Source organism: Enterobacillus tribolii (assembly GCF_003363015.1).
GTDB lineage: Bacteria > Pseudomonadota > Gammaproteobacteria > Enterobacterales > Enterobacteriaceae > Enterobacillus > Enterobacillus tribolii.
Genome location: NZ_QRAP01000012.1, coordinates 88,953 through 110,022, shown reverse-complemented (window position 1 = coordinate 110,022; position 21,070 = coordinate 88,953). Strand labels below are relative to the sequence as shown.

Below are 21,070 nucleotides of genomic sequence, written 5' to 3'. Positions count from 1 at the left end.
CAAAGATGGAAAACGTAGTGATTATCGACGCCGTGCGCACTCCTATGGGCCGCTCCAAAGGCGGGGCTTTCCGTCAGGTTCGCGCGGAAGATCTTTCCGCCCGGTTGATGCGCGCACTGCTCAGCCGCAACCCGCAGGTTGATGCCAACACCATTGACGATATTTACTGGGGATGCGTGCAGCAAACGCTGGAGCAAGGGTTCAATATTGCCCGCAACGCGGCGCTGCTGGCGGAAATTCCGCACACCGTACCGGCCACCACGATCAACCGCCTGTGCGGCTCCTCGATGCAGGCCATTCACGATGCGGCGCGCGCCATCATGACCGGCGATGCCCATATCAGCCTGATCGGCGGCGTGGAGCACATGGGGCACGTTCCGATGAACCACGGCGTGGACTTCCACCCCGGCCTGAGTCGTACGGTGGCGAAAGCCGCCGGTATGATGGGGCTGACCGCTGAAATGCTGGCCAAAATGCACGGCATCAGCCGGGAAATGCAGGACGAGTTTGCCGCGCGCTCGCATCAGCGCGCCTGGGCGGCCACAACCAGCGGCGCGTTCCGCAATGAGATTGTCCCCGTGCCGGGTCATGATGCTGACGGCGTGCTGAAGCTGCTGGAAACCGATGAAGTCATTCGCCCGGAAACCAGCGTCGCCAGCCTGGCCGCGCTTAAACCTGCGTTCGATCCGGTTAACGGCACCGTCACCGCCGGCAGCTCATCCGCGCTGTCCGACGGCGCCGCCGCGATGCTGCTGATGAGTGAATCAAGCGCCAGAGCGCTGAACCTGAAGCCCCGCGCCCGGATCCGCGCAATGGCGGTGGTTGGCTGCGATCCGTCCATCATGGGCTATGGGCCGGTTCCGGCCACTAAGCTGGCGCTGAAACGCGCCGGGCTGGCGCTTTCTGACATCGGCCAGTTTGAACTGAACGAAGCGTTTGCAGCACAGACGTTGCCCTGCCTGAAAGATTTAGGGCTGTTGGATCAGCTTGATGAAAAGGTGAATCTGAACGGCGGCGCTATCGCGCTAGGTCACCCGCTGGGTTGCTCAGGCGCGCGCATCTCCACGACTTTGCTGAATCTGATGGAAAAACGCGACGTGCAGTTCGGGCTGGCAACCATGTGTATCGGGCTGGGGCAAGGCATCGCAACGGTGTTCGAACGCATCGGATAAATGCAAATCGGGTTTAGTTGCCGTACTTCCCGCCTGTCAGGGGCGGGCTTTTTATTTTCGGGGTTCGGGCGGGGAAAGCTTCCCGCCCGTCTCAATCAGATAAACGCAAACGCATCGCCGAATAAATGTTCTTCACTGACGTCCCGCTCGGCGCAGAAACGCTCACGGGCTATCTTCGCCATTTCAAAACGCCCGGCGATGTAGATGTCATAATCCGCCAGAGAGCCGTAATCATGCAGCACTGCGCCCAATACGGTACCGGAACGCCCTTTCCATCCGGCTTCAGGCTGTTCCACCACCGGCACGACTTTCAGCTGCGGGTATTTCTCCTGCAACGCATACAGTTCCGGCAGATCGTAGAGATACTTCGACTCGCGCCCGCCCCAGTAAATCGCCGCTTCACGCTCCGGCTGCTGCGCCAGCGCCATCATCAGAATGGAGCGAACGTAGGAAAAGCCGGTGCCGCCGGCGATTAGCAGTAAAGGACGCGAGCTCTCCTCACGCAGCCACGCCTCCCCGTAAGGCAGATCGATGGTGATTTCGCGCTCTTTCAGTATCCTGTCCATCACCGCCATCGCATACAGGTTAATCTCCGAAGCCCCGATATGCAGCTCCAGATAATCCTGTTGCAAAGGCGTGGAAGCGATAGAGAACGGACGTTTATCACGCTCATCCATCTCCACCATCAGGTACTGCCCTGCACGAAATGAAAAGGGGGCGTCGGGAACCAGCCGGACCCGGTAAACCGTGTCGGTGATAGCCTCAACCGAAGTCACTTTACAGCTCATCGTTGTCATGTATTCACTCTGTCGGGTAATCGGTACTTATCTGGCTAAACAGGCAATCATTTATTACCGCTTCTGTCGCCGCTGACAATAGCTAAATCATCCCAGATGGCATCTATCCGCGTACGTACGTTTTCATCCATTATGATTGGCCGGCCCCACTCGCGCTGTGTTTCGCCCGGCCATTTATTGGTAGCGTCCAGCCCCATTTTCGAACCCAGACCAGACACCGGCGAAGCAAAATCCAGATAATCGATCGGCGTATTTTCCACCATTACGGTATCCCGCGCGGGATCCATACGGGTCGTAATCGCCCAGATCACGTCTTTCCAGTCGCGGGCGTTGATATCATCATCACAGACAATAACAAACTTGGTATACATAAATTGGCGCAAAAATGACCATACGCCCATCATGACGCGTTTTGCATGCCCCGGATACTGCTTCTTCATCGTCACCACCGCCATACGGTAGGAGCATCCTTCAGGCGGCAGATAGAAATCGGTAATTTCAGGAAATTGTTTACGCAAAATCGGCACGAAGACTTCGTTCAATGCCAATCCCATTACCGCAGGCTCATCCGGCGGGCGTCCAGTATAGGTGGAATGATAGATGGGATCGCGTCGCTGCGTCATATGTGTGATGGTGAACACCGGAAAGCTATCTACTTCGTTGTAATAGCCGGTGTGATCGCCATAAGGGCCTTCCGGCGCAACTTCACCCGGTTCGATATACCCTTCAAGCACGATTTCCGCGCTGGCCGGAACTTCAAGATCGCAGGAAACACACTTCACCACTTCGGTTTTAGTGCCGCGCAACAGGCCGGCGAAAGCATATTCCGACAAGGAGTCCGGCACCGGCGTCACCGCACCCAGCATCGTCGCCGGATCGGCGCCCAGCGCGACGGCCACGGGGAAGCGCTGCCCCGGATTCGCCTGGCGCCACTCCTGAAAATCAAGCGCGCCGCCGCGGTGAGAAAGCCAGCGCATGATAATTTTATTTTTTCCCAGCACCTGCTGACGATAAATCCCCAGGTTCTGGCGTTCTTTATGCGGGCCGCGGGTCACCGTCAGGCCCCAGGTGATGAGCGGCGCAGCGTCCTCCGGCCAGCAGTGCATAACGGGAATGCGGCCAATATCCACGTCATCCCCTTGCCAGATTTGCTCCTGACACGGCGCGGAACTCAGGCGCTTGGTCGGCATATTCAGCACCTGCTTGAACTGAGGCAGCTTATCGAACAGGTCGCGAAAACCTTTCGGCGGCTCCGGCTCTTTCAAAAAAGCCAGCAACTCCCCAACTTCGCGCAGCGCGCTGACTTCTTCCTGCCCCATTCCCAACGCCACCCGTTTAGCCGTACCAAACAGATTGCACAGCACCGGCATGTCGTGGCCGACGGGGTTTTCAAACAGCAATGCCGGCCCGCCGGCCCGTAGCGTACGGTCAGCGATTTCCGTCATTTCCAGATAGGGATCAATCGGCTGGCTGATACGTTTTAGCTCTCCCCTTTGCTCCAGCAACAAAAGGAATTCACGCAAGTCACGGTATTTCATAACTTTCTTGTAAGAACGGGTGAAGATGCCATTATAAGCATTCTTCACCCGGCTTGCTGCACTTTCGTTACAAACAAATAACGCGCCGTTTATTCAGGCGTTTTATCTGCCGCTATCAGGCGCAATGAAACGGCACCAGCTCAGCCAGGGCCTGAGCGTCATAATACTCACGGGTTTCCTGCTGATGGCGGAAAATCTTGTAGCCCTCTCCGCGGCTGCTGTAGTACTCCAGATGATTACCGGACACATGCAGCATGCTGCCCTCACGCAGGGCAATCACCGACTCGGAAGGGTTGATTGCGCAAAACTCAGCCAGACGCTCATCGCGGGTTTCACCCATGTGGCCGCTGACGTGCGCATCAATATAGTGCGGGTTAATTTGCACCGGGAACAGGCCCAGCGCGGGAAGAACGGCGCTGCTGCGCACCGGCATATCATTGGTCGTGCGAATGCTGGGCGTCGCCACATTACAGCCCGCACTCCAGCCGATATAAGGCACATCACGTTCCCGAACCGCCCGCTGCACGGGAACAACCAGCCCCAGCTCATGTAATTGCTGATTAAGTACCCAGGTATTACCGCCGCTGACCAAAATACATTCCGCCTGAGCGATAGCTTCCGCCGGGTCGGCAAAATGGTGCACGCTTGTGACCTTGATCCCCAACGAGCTTTCCAGTTCTTCCGCCCTCGCGTCGTAGGTGCTGCGGATAACGGCGTAAGGAATCAGCACCGCGGAGCGGATTTTTTTGCGCAGCAGCATCGCCTGAATCTGCGCCTTCGCGTACCCAAGCAACTCCGACTCCCCGGAAAGTTTGCCGTTACTTAATAAAAATAGCTCCATGAACGCCTGCTCCTCCAATGATGAATAATTCGAGAATCGTATTTATAACCAAATCTTTTCTCAGTTGATGTGATCTTCTGCCTATTGTGCTGATAAGAGAAGAATATAGTGAATTCTGCGCTATGTTCCGCTAAACGCTCCCACTCACCCTATTTATAAAATACGGCTTTTGCTATGCTTATTAATTAACAGGCGTATTGAATGTTGGATGATTATGGAATCGTGGTATCTGCTTTATTGTAAACGGGGACAACTTCAACGAGCCAAGGAGCATTTGGAGCGGCAGCAGGTGCCTTGTTTTACGCCGATGATCAGCCTGGAAAAAATCGTACGCGGAAAGCGCCTGACGGTCAGTGAGCCGTTGTTTCCTAATTACATGTTTATTGAACTGGATCCTGAACGCATCCACACCACCACGGTGCAATCTACCCGCGGCGTCAGCCATTTCGTTCGCTTCGGCTCTCAGCCGGCTACGGTGCCTTTCCGGGTGATAAAAACGCTGATGAACGAACTGCCGACCGATGTGTTCGATCCCAAAACACCGATGCCGGGCGATGAGGTACTCATCACCGGAGGCACCTTTGAAGGCATGAAAGCCATTTATGCTGAACCGGACGGGGAGAAACGCGCCCTGTTGCTGTTAACGCTCCTGAATCAGCAGGTTACGCAAAGCGTGAATAACGTTAATTTCGAAAAGCTGTAATCTCGCGCTCAACAGACAAAAAAGCTCCGGAAATCCGGAGCTTTTTTACGTCGCTGAACGGCCGTCAAAACGATTAGCGGTTCATCTCCGCATCATGCAGCCACTGCGCCACACGTTTGGCGAAGTAGGTCAGCACGCCGTCAGCACCGGCACGTTTGAAGCACAACAGTGACTCCATAATTGCCGGCTGCTCCTGCAACCATCCGTTCTGAATCGCCGCCATGTGCATGGCATACTCGCCGGATACCTGATAGGCAAAGGTCGGCACGCCAAAGGTATCTTTCACCCGGCGAACCATATCCAGATAAGGCATACCCGGTTTCACCATCACCATATCCGCGCCTTCCTGCAAATCTTGCGCGACTTCCTGCAGGGCTTCGTCACCGTTAGCCGGATCCATCTGGTAGGTTTTCTTGTTTCCGCCCTTCAGGTTGCCGGCGGAACCCAACGCATCACGGAACGGGCCGTAATAGCAGGACGCATACTTCGCGGAATAAGCCATGATCTGGATATTAACCAGCTTCTGCGCCTCCAGCTGATCGCGGATGGCGCCGATACGTCCGTCCATCATGTCGCTGGGCGCCACGATATCTGCGCCGGCCTGCGCGTGGGACAACGCCTGCCGTACCAGAATCTCTTTGGTGACGTCATTGATCACATAGCCGTCTTCATCAATCACGCCGTCCTGCCCGTGCGTGGTGTACGGATCCAACGCGACATCGGTCAGAATACCCAGCTCCGGAACCGCATCCTTCAGCGCACGCACGGTACGCTGCACCAACCCATCCGGGTTATAGGCTTCTTCGGCATGCAGCGATTTCTTGTCGGTGCCAATCACCGGAAACAAAGACAACACGGGAACGCCCAGTTTGGCAACGGCCTCGGCTTCCTTCACCAGTAAGTCGATGGTCATGCGAGAAACACCCGGCATGGATGCTACCGGCTCCTGATGATTTTTCCCTTCCATAACGAATACGGGATAGATCAGGTCGTCGACGGTCAGGACATTTTCCGCCACCAAACGGCGGCTGAAATCATGACGACGTACACGACGCAGGCGGCGGCCAGGAAAGGCGCCAGGGAATGCATAGCTCACTTTTTTCTCCTTACTCAAGCCAACCGGAACAACCGGCGGGCATTGTCTTCGGTCACCTGCGCCAGCCATGAGGCGTCCTGTCGGCGCCAGCCGGCTACCTGCCTGACGATATGCGGCAGAAAACAGGGTTCATTACGCCGTGATTTGGGTTTGTGTTCTAAATCCCGCGGCAACAAATAGGGGGCATCGGTTTCCAGCAACAGGCGGTCATCGGGAATATCGGGCAGCAGCGCCCGCAACGCCAGGCCCCGACGCTCATCGCACACCCAGCCGGTAATGCCGATATGCAGGCCCAGCGCCAGGCACTCCATCAACTCATCACGGCTGCCGGTAAAGCAATGCACGACTGCGCCGGGTATCCGGGTCAGCCAGGGTTTCAGCATGGCGACAAACCGCCCGTGCGCCTCACGGCAATGCAGAAATACCGGTTTGTTCACCTCGGCGGCAAGCGCCAACTGGGCGTCAAACGCCCGTTCCTGCTCTGCCGGGGTGGAAAAATTACGATCAAAATCCAGGCCGCATTCACCGACCGCCACGATCTCCGGCATCGCCGCCAACTGCGCGATGCTCTGTGCGGTAGCCTCATTCCAGCTACTGGCATCATGAGGGTGCACGCCGGCGGTAGACCAGCAATATCCGGGATGCTGCCGGGCAAGCGCCAATGCAGCGCCGCTTTCCTTCAGGTTGGTGCCGGTAATCATCATACCACTGACGCCGGCCTGCCGCGCCCGCGCCACGACGTCATTGGCATCTTTGGCAAATTGGCGGCTGGTCAGATTTACACCGATATCCAGCATGACATGCTCCCTAAAACAGAGACCGCCCAAGAGGGCGGTCCGTAATGACTCAACAGATTACTCTTTTTCCGGGCGCTCAGCAGCATCCGCCCCGTTTTCGCCTTCGTCGGCGTCGTCATCTTCGCTATTGCGTGGACGACGCTTACCGACGTAAAAGCGGGCAAAGAACACACCCACCTCAAACAACAAGCACATCGGTATCGCCAGCAGGGTTTGCGAAAACACATCCGGCGGCGTTAGCAGCATCCCGACAACGAAGGCCCCCACAATCACATAAGGGCGCTTCTTGCGCAGCTCCGCCGGCGTAGTGACGCCGCTCCAACACAGCAGAATAATCGCAACCGGCACCTCGAACGACACGCCAAACGCCATAAACAGCGCCATAACAAAGTCGAGATATTTGGTAATGTCCGTCGCAATCATTACGCCAACCGGCGTGGTCTTGGCAAAAAAGCCGAACGCCAGTGGAAACACAACGAAATAGGCAAACGCCATGCCGACGTAAAACAGCACCGAACTGGAGAACAGCAGCGGCATCAGCAACCGGCGTTCATGCTTATACAGCGCCGGCGCCACGAAAGCCCAGATTTGATACAGGATCATCGGCGCCGAAACGAACACCGAAACGATCATCGTCAGTTTGATCGGCGCAAAAAACGGCGATGCCACGTCCGTCGCAATCATGCTTGCGCCGCTCGGCATCTGCTTGAGCAAAGGTGCGGATATCATGTGATAGATATCATTGGAGAAATACACCAATGCCAGGAAAACAACCAGAACGCAGATAAGCGAATTTAACAGCCGCTTACGCAGTTCGATTAAGTGGCTAATCAAAGGCTGGGTATCATCAACGGCCATGTTTTAACGATCGCTTGTGGTGGATTGCGTGGAGGCCGGAACATCCGGCTTAACCGTTGCCGGGGGGTTACCCTCAGCAACCGGGGGCGTTTTTTCAGGTTCAGGGGCCGCAGCAACATCCGCAGCAGGAGCCCGTGAAATGCCGTGCTCCTCCTCATCATGCATAGCTTCCGGATCAACCCCGCCCTTCGGAGGCGCCTCCGGAGCTACGGACGCTCCAGAGGGTTCTGACATGTTATTGGGATGATAGCTTTGCTTCATCGCCTGCGCGGCTTCTTTCAGTTCATCCATCGACGCCTTCAGCTCCGGCGTCAGGTTCTGCAACCCGGCCTGCTCCGCCTTTTTCAGGCTGTCCTGCAATTCCTGTAGTTTCAGTTCCTGCGTCAGCTCATTCTGAACCGACGCCGCCAGCGACCGCAGGGCGCGGACCCAGCCAGCAACCGTTCGCACGGCGACAGGCAACCGTTCCGGCCCCAGGACAACCAGCCCGATGACCATCACCAGCAACAGCTCACTAAACCCAATGTCAAACACGGTTTATACCTGCTCTTTGTCCTGAGTCTTCGTCTCTTCTTTTTTCATGCCGGATTGTTGTTCGGCAATGGATTTAAAATCCGCATCCTGAGACGTGGAAGCCGTGTTAGTCGGCTGCGGAGGCGTTTTGTCTTCGTCCCCGATAGCCTTTTTAAAACCTTTGATGGAAGCTCCGAGATCGGAACCTAAAGTACGCAGCTTGTTAGTACCAAACAACAGCACCACGATCACCGCAATAATCAACAACTGCCAAATGCTGATACCGCCCATTATCATTCACCTCTACTTACAGGGGTTTATTCGTGCTCCGCATTATACGGTACTCGCACGGATATTTTTCAACTATATCGACCGGGAATATGCGGTCAGAGGGGGAAATACTTACTAATAGGTATAACCCGTTATTATTCAAGCTATGCCGGGACCCGGCACGGCGTGAAACCTACCGTGTATAGCACCACCCGGCAATCCAGACGGCTACGCCGCCGCCGATCACCCAGGCCGGCCATACCGCGACTTGCGCCAGCAGCAAAATCGTACCACTCAGTACTAGTGTAGCGCCAATCCCGAATAAATAACGTGATCGACCCTGACGGCTGCGCTGCTGGCTCAGTTGCGCAGCCACACTATCAATGCTGCGCTGCAGGGCCTTATGCTGTTGCAGACTGTCGTAGAACAGCTCAGGCAGCTCAGGCAACTTTTCCGCCCAAAATGGCGCTTTCTCTTTCAGCGCACGCAGCACCGACGGAATCCCCACCTGGTCACGCATCCAGCTTTCCAGAAAAGGCTTGGCCGTCGTCCATAAATCGAGCTGCGGATACAATTGGCGCCCCAGTCCTTCAACATACAGCAGCGTTTTTTGCAGCAGCACCAACTGCGGCTGCACTTCCATGTTAAAACGACGCGCGGTATTGAACAGGTTCAGCAATACGTGACCGAATGAAATCTCCGACAACGGTTTTTCAAAAATCGGTTCGCACACGGTACGAATGGCAAACTCAAACTCTTCCACGTTGGTATCACACGGCACCCAGCCGGAATCAACGTGCAGTTCGGCAACCTTACGGTAGTCACGGTTGAAAAAGGCGATGAAGTTCTCCGCCAGATAGCGCTTATCGTCTTTATTCAGGCTGCCGACAATGCCGCAGTCGATGCCAATGTACTGCGGGTCATCAGGATGTTCATAGCTGACGAAAATATTACCGGGATGCATATCGGCATGAAAAAAGCTGTCGCGGAAAACCTGGGTGAAAAACACCTGAACCCCGCGCTCCGCCAGCAGTTTCATGTTGGTATTCTGGGCATGCAGCGCAGCGATATCCGAAACGGGGATGCCGTAAATACGTTCCATCACCAATACGTTTTCGCGGCAGTAATCAGAATATACTTCCGGCACGTACAGCATCGGGCTGCCGTCGAAATTACGCCGCAGTTGGATCGCATTGGCCGCCTCACGCAGCAGGTTCAGCTCGTCCAGCAGCGTTTTTTCATACTCACGCACGACTTCCCGTGGGCGCAGGCGGCGACCGTCCGGCAGCAATTTCGGCACCCATCCGGCCAGGCGGTACATCAGGCGGATATCCGCCTTAATCACCGGCAGAATATCCGGACGAATCACCTTCAGCACCACGTCGCGCCCGTTCTCTTTCAAACGCGCCGTATGCACCTGCGCAATGGAGGCGGAAGCCAGCGGCTGCTGATCGAAATCATCAAACCACTGTTCCAGCGATCCTTCCATCGCTTGTTCAATCTGCTGGCGCGCCAGGGCGCCATCAAAGGGAGAGACCCGATCCTGCAACAGGGTCAGTTGATCGGCAATCATCGGCGGGAACAGGTCGCGACGCGTGGAAAGCATTTGCCCGAACTTGATCCATACTGGCCCCAGTTCCTGCAAAGCTAAACGCAGGCGTTCGCCCAGCAACTTATCCCGGTGCTGATTGCGCATCCAAAACAAAAAACGGCGACCGAAGCGTAACGGCAGCGTGATGCGCATCTTCGGGATCAGTTCATCCAGGCCGTAATTCAGGAATACCCGAATGATCAGATACAGGCGGCGCAACTCCGATGGCGTCATTACTTCTCCTCCAGTTTTTCCAGGCGCTTCTCCAGCTTAACCGCTTCGCGTGCCACGGCGTCCGTTTCTCCATTAAACCAGGCAACTTCCAGCGGCCCGGGCGCAAGGCGCCACTCTTCCGTTAATGCTTCCGCCAGGTAGTTTTGCTGGCGTCGCAATCCGGCGTTCAGAAAGCCGATGCCTTTACGCAGCGCCATGCCGATACCCTGGGCAACGACGTCCCCCGTATACGGCGCCAGAACTTCAGCCGGATCCCATTCCGCCAGATCGATCAGCGTAACAAATTGCTGCACGACCTGAATGTCACCCTCCACCACCAGATCACCGCTGCGGATGAGCGCCGCTAATTGCTGGCGGTCACGCAGCTCAGGCAAAACGGCCATACGGGTGCTGACATTACAATCCGCCGGCCCTTCCCAGCGGCCCAGAACATCTACCTGGCGCTCGCTAAAAATCAGATACAGCGGCGTATCCAGTTCGCGCACGGAAACGCCCAACACCTTACCCGCCAGGCGCAAACGGGCTGACTGCAAAGCCCGGTCGCGGTAGAGCAGCGAATTAAGCGCCGTTTCAATGCCGGCGGTAAGTAATGGGATTAACATAGCGTCCCTTCAGTTAAAACTTGTAGCCACGGTGCAGTGCAACAATACCGCCCGTCATGTTGTAGTAACCCACGTTTTCAAACCCGGCATCTTCCATCATCGCTTTCAGGGTTTCCTGATCCGGATGCATACGGATGGACTCCGCCAGATAGCGATAACTTTCCGCATCATGCGCCACTACCTCGCCGATGCGCGGCAGCACGTGGAAGGAATAGGCGTCATAGGCTTTATTAAGCACGTCGATCAGCGGCGTGGAAAACTCCAGCACCAGCAGGCGGCCGCCCGGCTTGAGCACGCGGAACATCGAACGCAGCGCTTTATCCTTGTCGGTCACGTTACGCAGGCCGAATGAAATGGTAATGCAGTCGAAATAGTTTTCGGGGAACGGCAGCGCTTCGGCATTGGCCTGCACGTAGTTGATATTGCCAACCACGCCCTGATTCCGCAGCTTTTCACGCCCCATCTTCAGCATGGAACCGTTAATGTCGGCCAGAACCACCTCGCCCTGCTCGCCGACCATGCGGGAGAACCTGGCCGCCAGGTCGCCGGTGCCGCCCGCCAGATCCAGCACCCGCTGTCCCCGGCGCACACCGCTACAATCAATAGCAAAACGCTTCCAGATTCGATGAATACCGAAAGACATCAGATCATTCATCAGGTCATATTTTGCCGCCACAGAGTGGAAGACTTCTGCCACCATGCCCGCCTTTTCGGCTTTGGACACCGTACGGAAACCAAAATGCGTGGTTTCCTGCGTTTGATCCGTCATGTTAGTTTGCCTGCTTTTCAGTCGTGGAGCGCAAGTGTATCAAAATCACGCAAAGAAACCGTGCTTAAAACGGCGCTGACCGAATCAGCGATCTTGCTATCGCTACCCGTTATTCTCTGCGGTTTCGTTCTCGGAATACTGCCCGGCGCCGGGAAGAATATCCTTATCTTCCGGCGATTCTTCCGGTTCCGCCTCCCCGATCAGGGAGGGGTTGATAGGACGTTTAACCTCAACGCCCAATGCGCGGAATCCTTCAATTTGGCCAATCAGGTTACCACGTCCCTGGCCTAATTTGTTCATCGCCAACTGATAACTTGTCTGCGCTCTCTCCAGGCTTTGCCCCAGCGTGCTCATATCATCAACGAACAGGCGCATTTTATCGTAAAGCCGCGCCGCACGTTCGGCGATCTTTTGCGCATTTTGGCTCTGATGCTCGTAACGCCAGAGGTTGCTGATCGTTCTCAGCGCCACCAGCAACGTCGTCGGGCTGACCAGCATAATGTTGTGGCGCAACGCCTCATTGACCAGCTCCGGCTCCCGGTCAATCGCAGCCAAAAACGCAGGCTCCACCGGAATAAACATCAGGACGTAATCAAGGGAACGCAATCCCGGCAACTGATGATAATCCTTACGCCCAAGTTGCCGGATATGGCCGCGCACCGACGCAATATGCTCCTGCAGCGCGATCTCGCGCATCGCCTCATCTTCCGCATTGAAGTAACGCTCATAGGCCACCAGCGTCATTTTGGCGTCGATAACCACGTCTTTGCCCTGCGGCAGGCGTACGACAACATCCGGCTGCATGCGGGAGTTATCTTCCGCCTGCATGCTGACCTGTGTGTGATATTCATGCCCTTCGCGCAGGCCGGACGCCTCCAGCACGCGGCTGAGCACGACTTCGCCCCAGTTGCCCTGCGTCTTGTTGTCGCCCTTCAGCGCACGGGTCAGATTGACCGCCTCGCGCGCCATCTCCGCATTCAGTTGTTGCAAGTTGCGGATTTCATGAGCCAGCGTATGCCGTTCACGCGACTCCTGACCAAAACTGTCCTGCACCTGACGGCGGAACCCGTCGAGCTGATCGCGCAACGGACGTAACAGGTTATCCAGGCTCTGCTTATTCTGTTCATCTACGCGCCGCCCGTTATGCTCAAAGATGCGGTTCGCCAAATTTTCAAACTGGGTGGTCAGACGTTGTTCGCTGTTGATCAACAGGCGCTGCTTCTCTTCCGACGCCAGGCGGCTCTCTTCCAGCCGGATCGTCATCTCGCGCAGTTCTGCCTCCTGCGCGCTGTTCACGCCGAGCTGAGCGCGCAGTTCCTGATTCAGTTTTTCATACTCTTCACGCCAGATTTCCTGCTGCGACAGCTTCTCCTGCGCCGCAGCCAGCCGGCTGTGCAAAGCGCGCAATTCCTGCTCGCTCTGGCGCAAACGCTGTTCCTGGTGCTGAATCTGCTCCGCTTGTTGCCGGATCTCCTGCCGCCCCTGCTCAGACTCCTGCTCACACAGGCGCAGTTCACTTTCCGCCAGCAGGCTGTGACGTTGCATACGCAAGCTGGCAATCAGCCAGCCCAGCAAGAGCCCCGTCAGACCGCCGCCTATGCCATAGAAAATGCTGATATCCACCGCCACCCCGTTTTTTATGCCTTTTCCGTCAAGGTAATGAGATACTGTATGGATGTCCAGAGAGAAGATACAAAGGCTGCGCGCCTGTTCGCAAAAGCAGCGAAAACACGCGCGGGGTTAATCAATCCAATTATGCAGCCACTGCATGCCGAACATGCCCGGCGCCAGCATACCGAAACCCCAAATCAATGCGGAAACAAGATTGGCGACCTGAAAATAAACCCGCGGCATTCCGCAGATCCCGGCAACCAACGGCACCACCGCACGCAACGGTCCGAAAAACCGGCCGATAAAGACACCCCAGACGCCCCAGCGTTCAAAGAACAAATGCCCTTTTTCCAGCATGTGCGGATGACGGGAGAACGGCCACATATGTTCGACCTGATGCTGATAGTGCTTTCCCAGCCAATAAGAGAACCAGTCGCCGAAGAACGCGCCGGCAGACGCCGCCAGCCAAATCGGCAGAAACGCCAGCCCGCTTTCGCCGAATAAGGCTCCCAGCCCCAGCAGGATCACGGTTGCCGGCAGCAACAGGGAGAGAAACGCCAGTGATTCGCCAAAGGCCAGCACAAACACGATCGGCAGCGTCCAGTGCTGATGGACACGGACGAACTCCACCACCGCGTGAATAATAATATCCAGATTCACCTTATCCTCACTTCTTCCTTAGCGTAACGCTACGTGAATAAGGATACGGAAAGTTATGGCTTTTGTGGATTAACCAAAAATAAACGGCCGGAATATCCGGCCGTTTATTCGGGTTATGGCAGAAAATAACGCGGAATCAGACGTTCGCCGAGGCTTCCTGCATAACCATCTCTTTACCGCGGGCGCTCCACAGCTCACGCCATTTACGCAGGGCGGCAATCAGGATCACAAAGCCCAGAACCAGCATGATGATGGAAATCGTGCCGTTAAAGATGTTGTACCCTTTCGCCGCAGAGTTGAAGTAAACGTTCTTCACCATCCAGTAACCGGCATAGTTTACCGTCACGAACAGATACGCCAGCGGAATCACACAGGTCAGCATATAAATACGCTTGGTCGCCAGACGCAGGATGATGGTCGCGCCGATGATCAGGCCAACAGACGCCATCAACTGGTTGGACACGCCGAACAACGCCCATACGGAGTTGATATCGCCGGAGTTCAGCAGGTAGCCCCACAGCGCACAGGCAATCACGGAACAGAAAATCGAGCCGGGTAACCAGTCGGTACGCTTAAGCGGCGCCCACAGGTCGCCCAGGAAATCCTGGAGCAGATAGCGCGCAACGCGGGTACCGGAGTCGACTGCGGTCAGGATAAACACCGCTTCAAACATGATAACGAACTGGAAGAAGTACGACGCCAGGCTGCTGAACCAAGGTACGCGGATAAAGATGTCCGTCATCCCTACCGCCAGGGTCACCGCACCGCCGGTACGGCCATACAGATCCAAACCGATTTCTTCGCTCAGCTTCGGCAGGTGTACAACGTCCATACCCAGCGCCGCCCAGGCTTCCGCGCTGGAGTTAATAGCAAAGTAATCCGCCGGATGCAGGGAAGTTGCGGCGATTAACGCCATTACGCCCACTACGCACTCCGCCAGCATCGCGCCAAAGCCTACCGGCAGGATGTCGCTCCACTTATCAATCTGCTTCGGCGTGGTGCCGGAACCGATAAATGCGTGGAAGCCGGAAATCGCGCCACAGGCAATGGTAATAGAGATAAACGGCCATACCGGACCAGACAGAACCGGGCCGCCGCCGTGGATGAACTGAGTAATGGCGGGGAACTGGATCTCAGGGTTGATAAATACCACGCCCACCACCAGCGCGCCGAACACGCCGATCTTCATAAAGCTGGAGAGATAGCCGCGCGGCGTCAACAGCATCCACACCGGAAGCGCGGTCGCAAAGAAAGCATAAACCGGCAGCAGCAGGCTAACGGTAGACGCCTTCAGGGTCAGCCATTCGCCGAACGTGGTGTGCTGGATGTACGGGCCGGCAAATACACAGACGATAATTGCGGCGATACCGACATAGGTCGCGCCTTTCATGCTGCCGGTTACGCGCTCCCACAGTCCCACGCCGATCGCGATCGGAATGGTCATGAACACTGCGAAAGTGCCCCACGGGTTACGTTCCAGCGCATGCACCACCACCATCGACAGACCAGCCATGGTGATAGTAATAATGAATAGCATCGCCAGCCCGGTGCACCATCCGGCGATCGGGCCCAGCTCAGATTTCGCCACTTCAGACAGGGACTTGCCCTGATGCTTCATGGAGGCGAACAGCACGACGGTATCGTGCACCGCACCGCCGATGACGCAGCCGATCAGCAGCCACAGAAAGCCCGGCAGATAGCCGAACTGCGCAGCCAGTACCGGCCCGACCAACGGCCCCGCCGCGGCGATTGCCGCAAAGTGGCTGCCAAAGTTAACCCACCGTTTGGTAGGCACATAATCTTTCCCGTCTTCAAAGGTATGTGAAGGCGTCACTTCATTATCATCGGCACGCAGTACCTTACGCACGAAGAAGATACCGTACAGACGGTAGCAAATCGTGAGGATACACAGCGTCGCGATAACAAACGTAATCGCATGTTGCATCGTTATTATCTCCTGAGGGTTTTCTCAGGCGCTAACATACGTCGCGCTATCCGGAAAAGGCGGGAGATTTGATTAAGCGGTATGTTTGTGCAGTAAGCGGTCAGAAAGATGGGGTAAGCGGCGAGCGGAATAATCGCCTAACGGACTGATTAGCGGAGGAAAATGTGACAAAGATCTCAGTATGGCGCGAAAGGGCCGGCGGAAAAATCGCCGGCCCGGCCGTTTACGACTCCAGATAGCGCTGCTGCAGTTGAGCACGCACGCCGGCATCAAGCCCGTACTCCTGCTCCAGCCAGTTATCTACCGAGCTGTAGCGCTGCGTGATTTCCTTCATCGCCGTCACCAGGAACTCTTCCCGTGCCGACAACACATAGGCAAACTGCCCCAGCGCTTGTTCATTCAACTGTTGGGAAAGGTGATCCAGCAACTCGCTGCGGAACGGCGCCAGCGTGGTTTCCGTCAGCAGATAATCTTCCATCACCGTCGCTTCATCGGCGCCCAACGCAAACAGGATCAACGCGGAACCCACGCCAGTACGGTCCTTACCCACCGCGCAGTGCTGAACCAGCGCGCCATCGCCAGGGCTCTGCAACAACGTGCTCAGCAGTTGGTAAGCCTGATTGCTGAACGGCAACCGGCGGTACAGCTCCAGCATAAATCCCTGCGCGTCAAAGTTCGCCAGCGTTTCATTGCTCAGCTTTTCCAGATTGGCGTTAACCTCTTCGCTCAGCGGATTGGCCGGCAAATTCAGGTAACGGGCGCCATGCCAAACGATATCCGGTTTACCCGCCACTTCATCGGCGTCGCGGTAATCCAGAATATGCTGCACGGGTACGCCCTGCAAAAAATGACAATCACTCTCCGTCAGGCGATCCAACGAACCAGAGCGAAAAAGTTTTCCGCGCTTAATTCTGCGCCCGTCGGCGGCAACATAACCCCCGAGATCGCGAAAATTAATACCGCCCTCCAGCGGGGCAATCGACGGATGCAAAATAATCGTTGCTGTCATCATGACCTCTTCTTATCAGGTGATGCAGTCATTTGCATAACCAGGATGAATAACACCTTAACAGATTACGAGGTCGGCGGGAAAACCAGAAAAACGCGGACCGATCCGGCCCGCGCGAACGGTCACTCAGGCAATACCACCGTGGCGGGCAAACCATGCCAGCATACGCTGCCAGCCATCCTGAGCGGATTCCGCCTCATAGCTGGGGCGATAATCGGCGTTAAATGCGTGCCCCGCCTGGGGATAAACCACGATCTCAGCCTCGGCGTTAGCCGCGCGCAGCGCCTGACGCATGGTGTCCACGCTCTCCTGCGGAATGCTGCTGTCCAGCGCGCCATACAGGCCCAGCACCGGCGCACTCAGATCTTTCGCTACGTCCACCGGCTGCTGCGGCGAATTAAGCGTTTTGTCTCCCACCAATTTACCGTACCAGGCAACCCCGGCTTTCAATTGCGGATTGTGTGCGGCATACAGCCAGGTAATCCGTCCGCCCCAGCAGAAGCCGGTCACGAACAGCCTGCCGGCGTCGCCGCCGTGACGCGCCGCCCAATGAGCCGCATGATCCAAATCGCTCATTACCTGCCTGTCCGGCACCTTACTGACCAATTTCTGTAACAGTTCGCCGATATCCTGATATTCACGGGCATCACCCTGGCGAAAATAGAGTTCCGGCGCAATCGCCATATATCCCTGTTTCGCCAACCGGCGGCAAAGATCCTGAATATGCTCATGAACCCCGAAAATTTCCTGCACCACCAACACGACCGGTAAGGGGCCGCCGGCCTTCAGCGGCTTCGCCATATAGGCAGGCAGCTCGTCCCCCTGGGAGGGGATCGTGGTGAATGCGGCATGTAATCCTTCGCTGTCCGTAAGGATCGCGCTTGACGCCACTTCTCCCGCCGCGGGTGCGAATCCGGGCGATTCGTTACCATGCTCAGCCACAACTTCAGTTTTCATCAGCAGCTTCCTGTCAAAAATATATTGCCTGAATGTTAAATATAAATAGCAATATTTCTGCTGTTTGAGAATCAAACAATCGCATCCGGCATGAATATCCCCTTTTCTGCTAAAGTGAACAGGTTTTCAGCATCGTTTTCCTTCGGATGAAAACGAAATGTGATTAGCAAAACATCACACACGCCATTATTTGTGATAAAAATCACGTATTAATGTATACAATGTGATTGTTTCTTCATTATGAGTGACAAGCATCACGCATTTACCCGCCGGATTTCAGTAGAGTGCTTTTTTGTTCCTCAACTACAAATAACGCGATGACAGAGGAGTCGATTATGTCCAAATCTGACGTTTTCCATCTTGGCCTGGTAAAGAGTGACTTACAGGGCGCAACCCTGGCGATTGTTCCCGGCGATCCGGAGCGGGTGGAGAAAATCGCCCGTCTGATGGATAACCCGGTAAAACTGGCATCCCACCGCGAGTTCACCTCTTGGCGGGCGGAAATGGACGGTAAATCCGTCATTATCTGCTCCACCGGCATCGGCGGCCCGTCAACCTCCATCGCAGTGGAAGAACTGGCGCAGCTGGGTATCCGCACCTTCCTGCGTGTCGGCACCACCGGCGCCATTCAGCCGCACATCAATGTAGGCGACGTGCTGGTCACTACCGGCTCCGTGCGCCTGGACGGCGCCAGCCTGCACTTCGCGCCTATGGAATTCCCGGCCGTCGCTGACTTCACCTGCACCACCGCACTGGTCGAAGCGGCTAAGTCTGTCGGCGCCACCACGCATATCGGCGTCACCGCGTCTTCCGATACCTTCTACCCTGGTCAGGAACGTTATGACACCTACTCCGGCCGCGTCGTGCGCCAGTTCAAAGGCTCGATGAAAGAGTGGCAGGAAATGGGCGTAATGAACTATGAAATGGAATCAGCAACGCTGCTGACCATGTGCGCCAGCCAGGGGCTGCGCGCCGGGATGGTGGCCGGAGTGATCGTGAACCGCACCCAGCAAGAGATCCCTAACGCCGAAACCATGAAACAAACCGAAAGCCATGCGGTGAAAATCGTCGTGGAAGCGGCCCGCCGTCTGCTGTAATCCTTTCTTCCTGACGGCGTTTCCCGCCGTCAGGATTCCAGTTGTTCAATGATCCCTTTGCTGCGCCGGATGTATTGCCGGCTGCGTTCGCCGTCTCCCTGCAACAGGCAGACAAACAGCAGATCGGTAATCGTGTTCTGTGCGGTCCGCACGGCAATGGACGAGCTGCGCCAGCGAGACTCTTCGGCCAGCGTATCGAGCGTATAATCCGCCATTTTGCGCAGCGGGCTTTCCTGCAACGACGTCACCGCCACCACCTTCGCGCCGTTTTTACGCGCCTCACCGGCGGCCAGTGTGATCTCCTTCAGGTTGCCGGAAAAGGAGATGACCAGCTGAACGTCGCCCTCGCCCAGAGACTGAGCGACGGTAAGCTGCACATGGCTGTCCAGCTCATTCATCACCGGATAACCGACCTTCATCATTTTATAGGCCAAATCCTTCGCCACCAGCGATGAGCCACCCACCCCGATGATCTGTATCCGCCCCGCCTCCCGGATGCAGGCGACAACCTGTTCCAGGCTGGCATAGTCGAGGTGTTCAGTGGTATCGCGCAGCGCCTGCTGCTTCTCGCGAAACAGTTTTTCCGCAATCACTGCTGGCGTATCGTGGCTGCTGATGTCGTTATGCAGCTGCCCGTCCTGCGCCTCCGTCTGCTGACTTTGCTGCCCCCACTCCTCAATCAGGGCGATTTTCAGGCTGGGGAACCCCTTAAAACCCAGGCGCTGGGCAAACTTGATGATGCTCGACTGGCTGATGCCCAGGCTGGCGGCCAACTCCTGCGACGAATACGCTTTCACCTTGTCAGGCTGCGCCAGAATGTAATCCGCGATTTTGCGCTCACCCGGCGTAAACAGCGCTTTATTAACGATAATTTTTTGCAGACAACGCATGAAAACATTCCCCGGTTAATCGGCATGCAAGAGGGAGTTATTCCCGCAGGACAGTCTATTTTACCCCGCCGCCGGCGTAATCAGGGATTTCCCGTTTCACCTTTGAACCAGATCACAAACCGGCCGCCAAAAATAATAAATTCTTTATTGATCGAATTAATTGGAATAATTTATTCCAAACTCATTCTACAGCGTATTCTTCATCATGACAAAAATCGACTTATCCCGCCTGCAAACCGAAGGCCGCAACCCGGCAAGTGAAAACATCGACATGCTGTCCACCATGGACATGCTGAAAGTCATTAATCAGGAAGACCAGAAAGTCGCCCTGGCCGTTGAGCGGGTATTGCCGCAAATCGCTCAGGCCGTTGATGCCATCGCCGCTGCGTTTATGAACGGGGGAAGATTAATTTACAGCGGCGCGGGAACCTCCGGACGCCTGGGGATTCTGGACGCCAGTGAATGCCCGCCGACCTACGGCACGCCGGCGGAACAGGTGGTCGGCCTGATCGCCGGGGGGCATAAAGCCATTCTCAAAGCGGTTGAAAATGCGGAAGACAACGCCGGACTGGGGCAGCAGGATCTGCGCGATCTGAACTTCGGCGCCAACGACGTTCTGGTCGGTATCGCCGCCAGCGGCCGCACGCCTTACGTTATCGGCGCGATGGAGCATGCCCGCAGCACCGGCGCGACAGTCATCTCACTCACCTGTAACAGCGGCAGCGCCATGAGCCAGCTGGCCGACATCGCGATTGAGCCCGTTGTCGGCCCGGAAGTCGTTACCGGCTCATCACGCATGAAGGCCGGCAGCGCGCAAAAAATGGTGCTGAACATGCTGACGACCGGCGCCATGATCCGCACCGGCAAAGTGTACGGCAACCTGATGGTTGACGTTGAAGCCACCAACGCCAAGCTGGTACAGCGGCAGATTAATATCGTCATGCAGGCGACGGAATGCGAACGGGAGGCTGCTATCGACGCGCTCGCCGCATGCAACGGGCACTGCAAGACCGCCATCGTGATGATCCTGGCTGGGCTGGAAGCCGCGGACGCAGCGGCGCTGCTGGCTCAAAACCACGGGTTTATCCGTCAAACCCTGCAATCCACCCGGGGATAAACC

21 protein-coding genes are annotated in these 21,070 nt (G+C 56.1%); 4 read left to right on the top strand and 17 right to left on the bottom strand.

Annotated elements, in window-relative coordinates; genetic code table 11:
* The first annotated feature begins 5 nt into the window (after window positions 1-5).
* Entirely contained in the window at window positions 6-1,172 is a 1,167-nt protein-coding gene (gene fadA, locus C8D90_RS19665) for an acetyl-CoA C-acyltransferase FadA (protein ID WP_115460166.1), read from the top strand.
* 95 nt (window positions 1,173-1,267) lie between these two features.
* Here fadA and fre read toward each other — a convergent pair whose 3' ends face one another.
* The 3 genes from fre to pepE all read right to left on the bottom strand — a co-directional run bounded on the left by fre (window position 1,268) and on the right by pepE (window position 4,348).
* Window positions 1,268-1,969, bottom strand: a complete 702-nt coding sequence (gene fre, locus C8D90_RS19660; protein ID WP_115460165.1) for an NAD(P)H-flavin reductase — start codon at window positions 1,967-1,969, stop codon at window positions 1,268-1,270.
* Window positions 1,970-2,016: 47 nt separating this feature from the next.
* Entirely contained in the window at window positions 2,017-3,507 is a 1,491-nt protein-coding gene (ubiD, locus tag C8D90_RS19655) for a 4-hydroxy-3-polyprenylbenzoate decarboxylase (protein ID WP_115460164.1), read from the bottom strand.
* Between the two features lie 115 nt (window positions 3,508-3,622).
* Complete coding sequence (pepE, locus tag C8D90_RS19650; RefSeq protein WP_115460163.1) at window positions 3,623-4,348, bottom strand: dipeptidase PepE; 726 nt, start codon at window positions 4,346-4,348, stop codon at window positions 3,623-3,625.
* A gap of 214 nt (window positions 4,349-4,562) precedes the next feature.
* Here pepE and rfaH point away from each other — a divergent pair, with 214 nt between their 5' ends.
* Window positions 4,563-5,051 carry a transcription/translation regulatory transformer protein RfaH gene (gene rfaH, locus C8D90_RS19645; RefSeq protein ID WP_115460182.1) on the top strand — a complete coding sequence of 163 codons (489 nt, stop codon included), beginning with the start codon at window positions 4,563-4,565 and terminating at the stop codon, window positions 5,049-5,051.
* 73 nt (window positions 5,052-5,124) lie between these two features.
* On the opposite strand, the gene hemB is transcribed toward rfaH, so the two are convergent.
* The 13 genes from hemB to C8D90_RS19580 all read right to left on the bottom strand — a co-directional run bounded on the left by hemB (window position 5,125) and on the right by C8D90_RS19580 (window position 17,963).
* Window positions 5,125-6,147 (bottom strand): porphobilinogen synthase, encoded by a 1,023-nt coding sequence (hemB, locus tag C8D90_RS19640; protein ID WP_115460162.1) that lies wholly within the window; start codon window positions 6,145-6,147, stop codon window positions 5,125-5,127.
* A 14-nt stretch (window positions 6,148-6,161) separates the two neighbouring features.
* A complete protein-coding gene (gene tatD, locus C8D90_RS19635) occupies window positions 6,162-6,944 on the bottom strand; it encodes a 3'-5' ssDNA/RNA exonuclease TatD (RefSeq protein ID WP_115460161.1) in 783 nt (260 codons plus the stop codon).
* A 57-nt stretch (window positions 6,945-7,001) separates the two neighbouring features.
* Entirely contained in the window at window positions 7,002-7,802 is an 801-nt protein-coding gene (tatC, locus tag C8D90_RS19630; RefSeq protein WP_115460160.1) for a Sec-independent protein translocase subunit TatC, read from the bottom strand.
* 3 nt (window positions 7,803-7,805) lie between these two features.
* Entirely contained in the window at window positions 7,806-8,336 is a 531-nt protein-coding gene (gene tatB, locus C8D90_RS19625) for a Sec-independent protein translocase protein TatB (protein ID WP_115460159.1), read from the bottom strand.
* Window positions 8,337-8,339: 3 nt separating this feature from the next.
* Window positions 8,340-8,606 carry a Sec-independent protein translocase subunit TatA gene (tatA, locus tag C8D90_RS19620; RefSeq protein WP_115460158.1) on the bottom strand — a complete coding sequence of 89 codons (267 nt, stop codon included), beginning with the start codon at window positions 8,604-8,606 and terminating at the stop codon, window positions 8,340-8,342.
* Window positions 8,607-8,778: 172 nt separating this feature from the next.
* Window positions 8,779-10,410 carry a ubiquinone biosynthesis regulatory protein kinase UbiB gene (gene ubiB / locus C8D90_RS19615; protein ID WP_115460157.1) on the bottom strand — a complete coding sequence of 544 codons (1,632 nt, stop codon included), beginning with the start codon at window positions 10,408-10,410 and terminating at the stop codon, window positions 8,779-8,781.
* The gene (ubiJ, locus tag C8D90_RS19610; RefSeq protein ID WP_115460156.1) at window positions 10,410-11,012 is read right to left on the bottom strand and encodes a ubiquinone biosynthesis protein UbiJ; all 603 of its coding nucleotides are present in this window, start codon (window positions 11,010-11,012) and stop codon (window positions 10,410-10,412) included. Before ubiJ ends, ubiB begins: the two co-directional genes overlap by 1 nt.
* 13 nt (window positions 11,013-11,025) lie before the next feature.
* Entirely contained in the window at window positions 11,026-11,781 is a 756-nt protein-coding gene (ubiE, locus tag C8D90_RS19605; RefSeq protein ID WP_115460155.1) for a bifunctional demethylmenaquinone methyltransferase/2-methoxy-6-polyprenyl-1,4-benzoquinol methylase UbiE, read from the bottom strand.
* Between the two features lie 102 nt (window positions 11,782-11,883).
* Entirely contained in the window at window positions 11,884-13,404 is a 1,521-nt protein-coding gene (gene rmuC / locus C8D90_RS19600; protein ID WP_115460181.1) for a DNA recombination protein RmuC, read from the bottom strand.
* Window positions 13,405-13,521: 117 nt separating this feature from the next.
* Window positions 13,522-14,052 (bottom strand): DedA family protein, encoded by a 531-nt coding sequence (locus C8D90_RS19595; protein ID WP_115460154.1) that lies wholly within the window; start codon window positions 14,050-14,052, stop codon window positions 13,522-13,524.
* A 136-nt stretch (window positions 14,053-14,188) separates the two neighbouring features.
* Window positions 14,189-15,997, bottom strand: coding sequence for a carbon starvation CstA family protein (locus C8D90_RS19590; protein ID WP_162844430.1), 1,809 nt, complete (start codon window positions 15,995-15,997; stop codon window positions 14,189-14,191).
* A 223-nt stretch (window positions 15,998-16,220) separates the two neighbouring features.
* On the bottom strand, window positions 16,221-17,006 hold the full coding sequence (locus tag C8D90_RS19585; RefSeq protein ID WP_115460180.1) for a tyrosine-protein phosphatase: 786 nt from the start codon (window positions 17,004-17,006) through the stop codon (window positions 16,221-16,223).
* Between the two features lie 126 nt (window positions 17,007-17,132).
* Window positions 17,133-17,963, bottom strand: coding sequence for a dienelactone hydrolase family protein (locus tag C8D90_RS19580; RefSeq protein WP_115460152.1), 831 nt, complete (start codon window positions 17,961-17,963; stop codon window positions 17,133-17,135).
* Between the two features lie 335 nt (window positions 17,964-18,298).
* On the opposite strand from C8D90_RS19580, the gene udp reads away from it, so the two are divergent.
* The gene (gene udp / locus C8D90_RS19575; RefSeq protein WP_115460151.1) at window positions 18,299-19,060 is read left to right on the top strand and encodes a uridine phosphorylase; all 762 of its coding nucleotides are present in this window, start codon (window positions 18,299-18,301) and stop codon (window positions 19,058-19,060) included.
* 29 nt (window positions 19,061-19,089) lie between these two features.
* Here the strand turns inward: udp and C8D90_RS19570 are convergent, their stop codons facing one another.
* Window positions 19,090-19,950: an SIS domain-containing protein gene (locus C8D90_RS19570; RefSeq protein ID WP_115460150.1), complete on the bottom strand. Its 861-nt coding sequence runs from the start codon at window positions 19,948-19,950 to the stop codon at window positions 19,090-19,092.
* 205 nt (window positions 19,951-20,155) lie between these two features.
* On the opposite strand from C8D90_RS19570, the gene murQ reads away from it, so the two are divergent.
* Window positions 20,156-21,067 carry an N-acetylmuramic acid 6-phosphate etherase gene (gene murQ, locus C8D90_RS19565; RefSeq protein WP_115460149.1) on the top strand — a complete coding sequence of 304 codons (912 nt, stop codon included), beginning with the start codon at window positions 20,156-20,158 and terminating at the stop codon, window positions 21,065-21,067.
* Window positions 21,068-21,070: the final 3 nt, after the last annotated feature.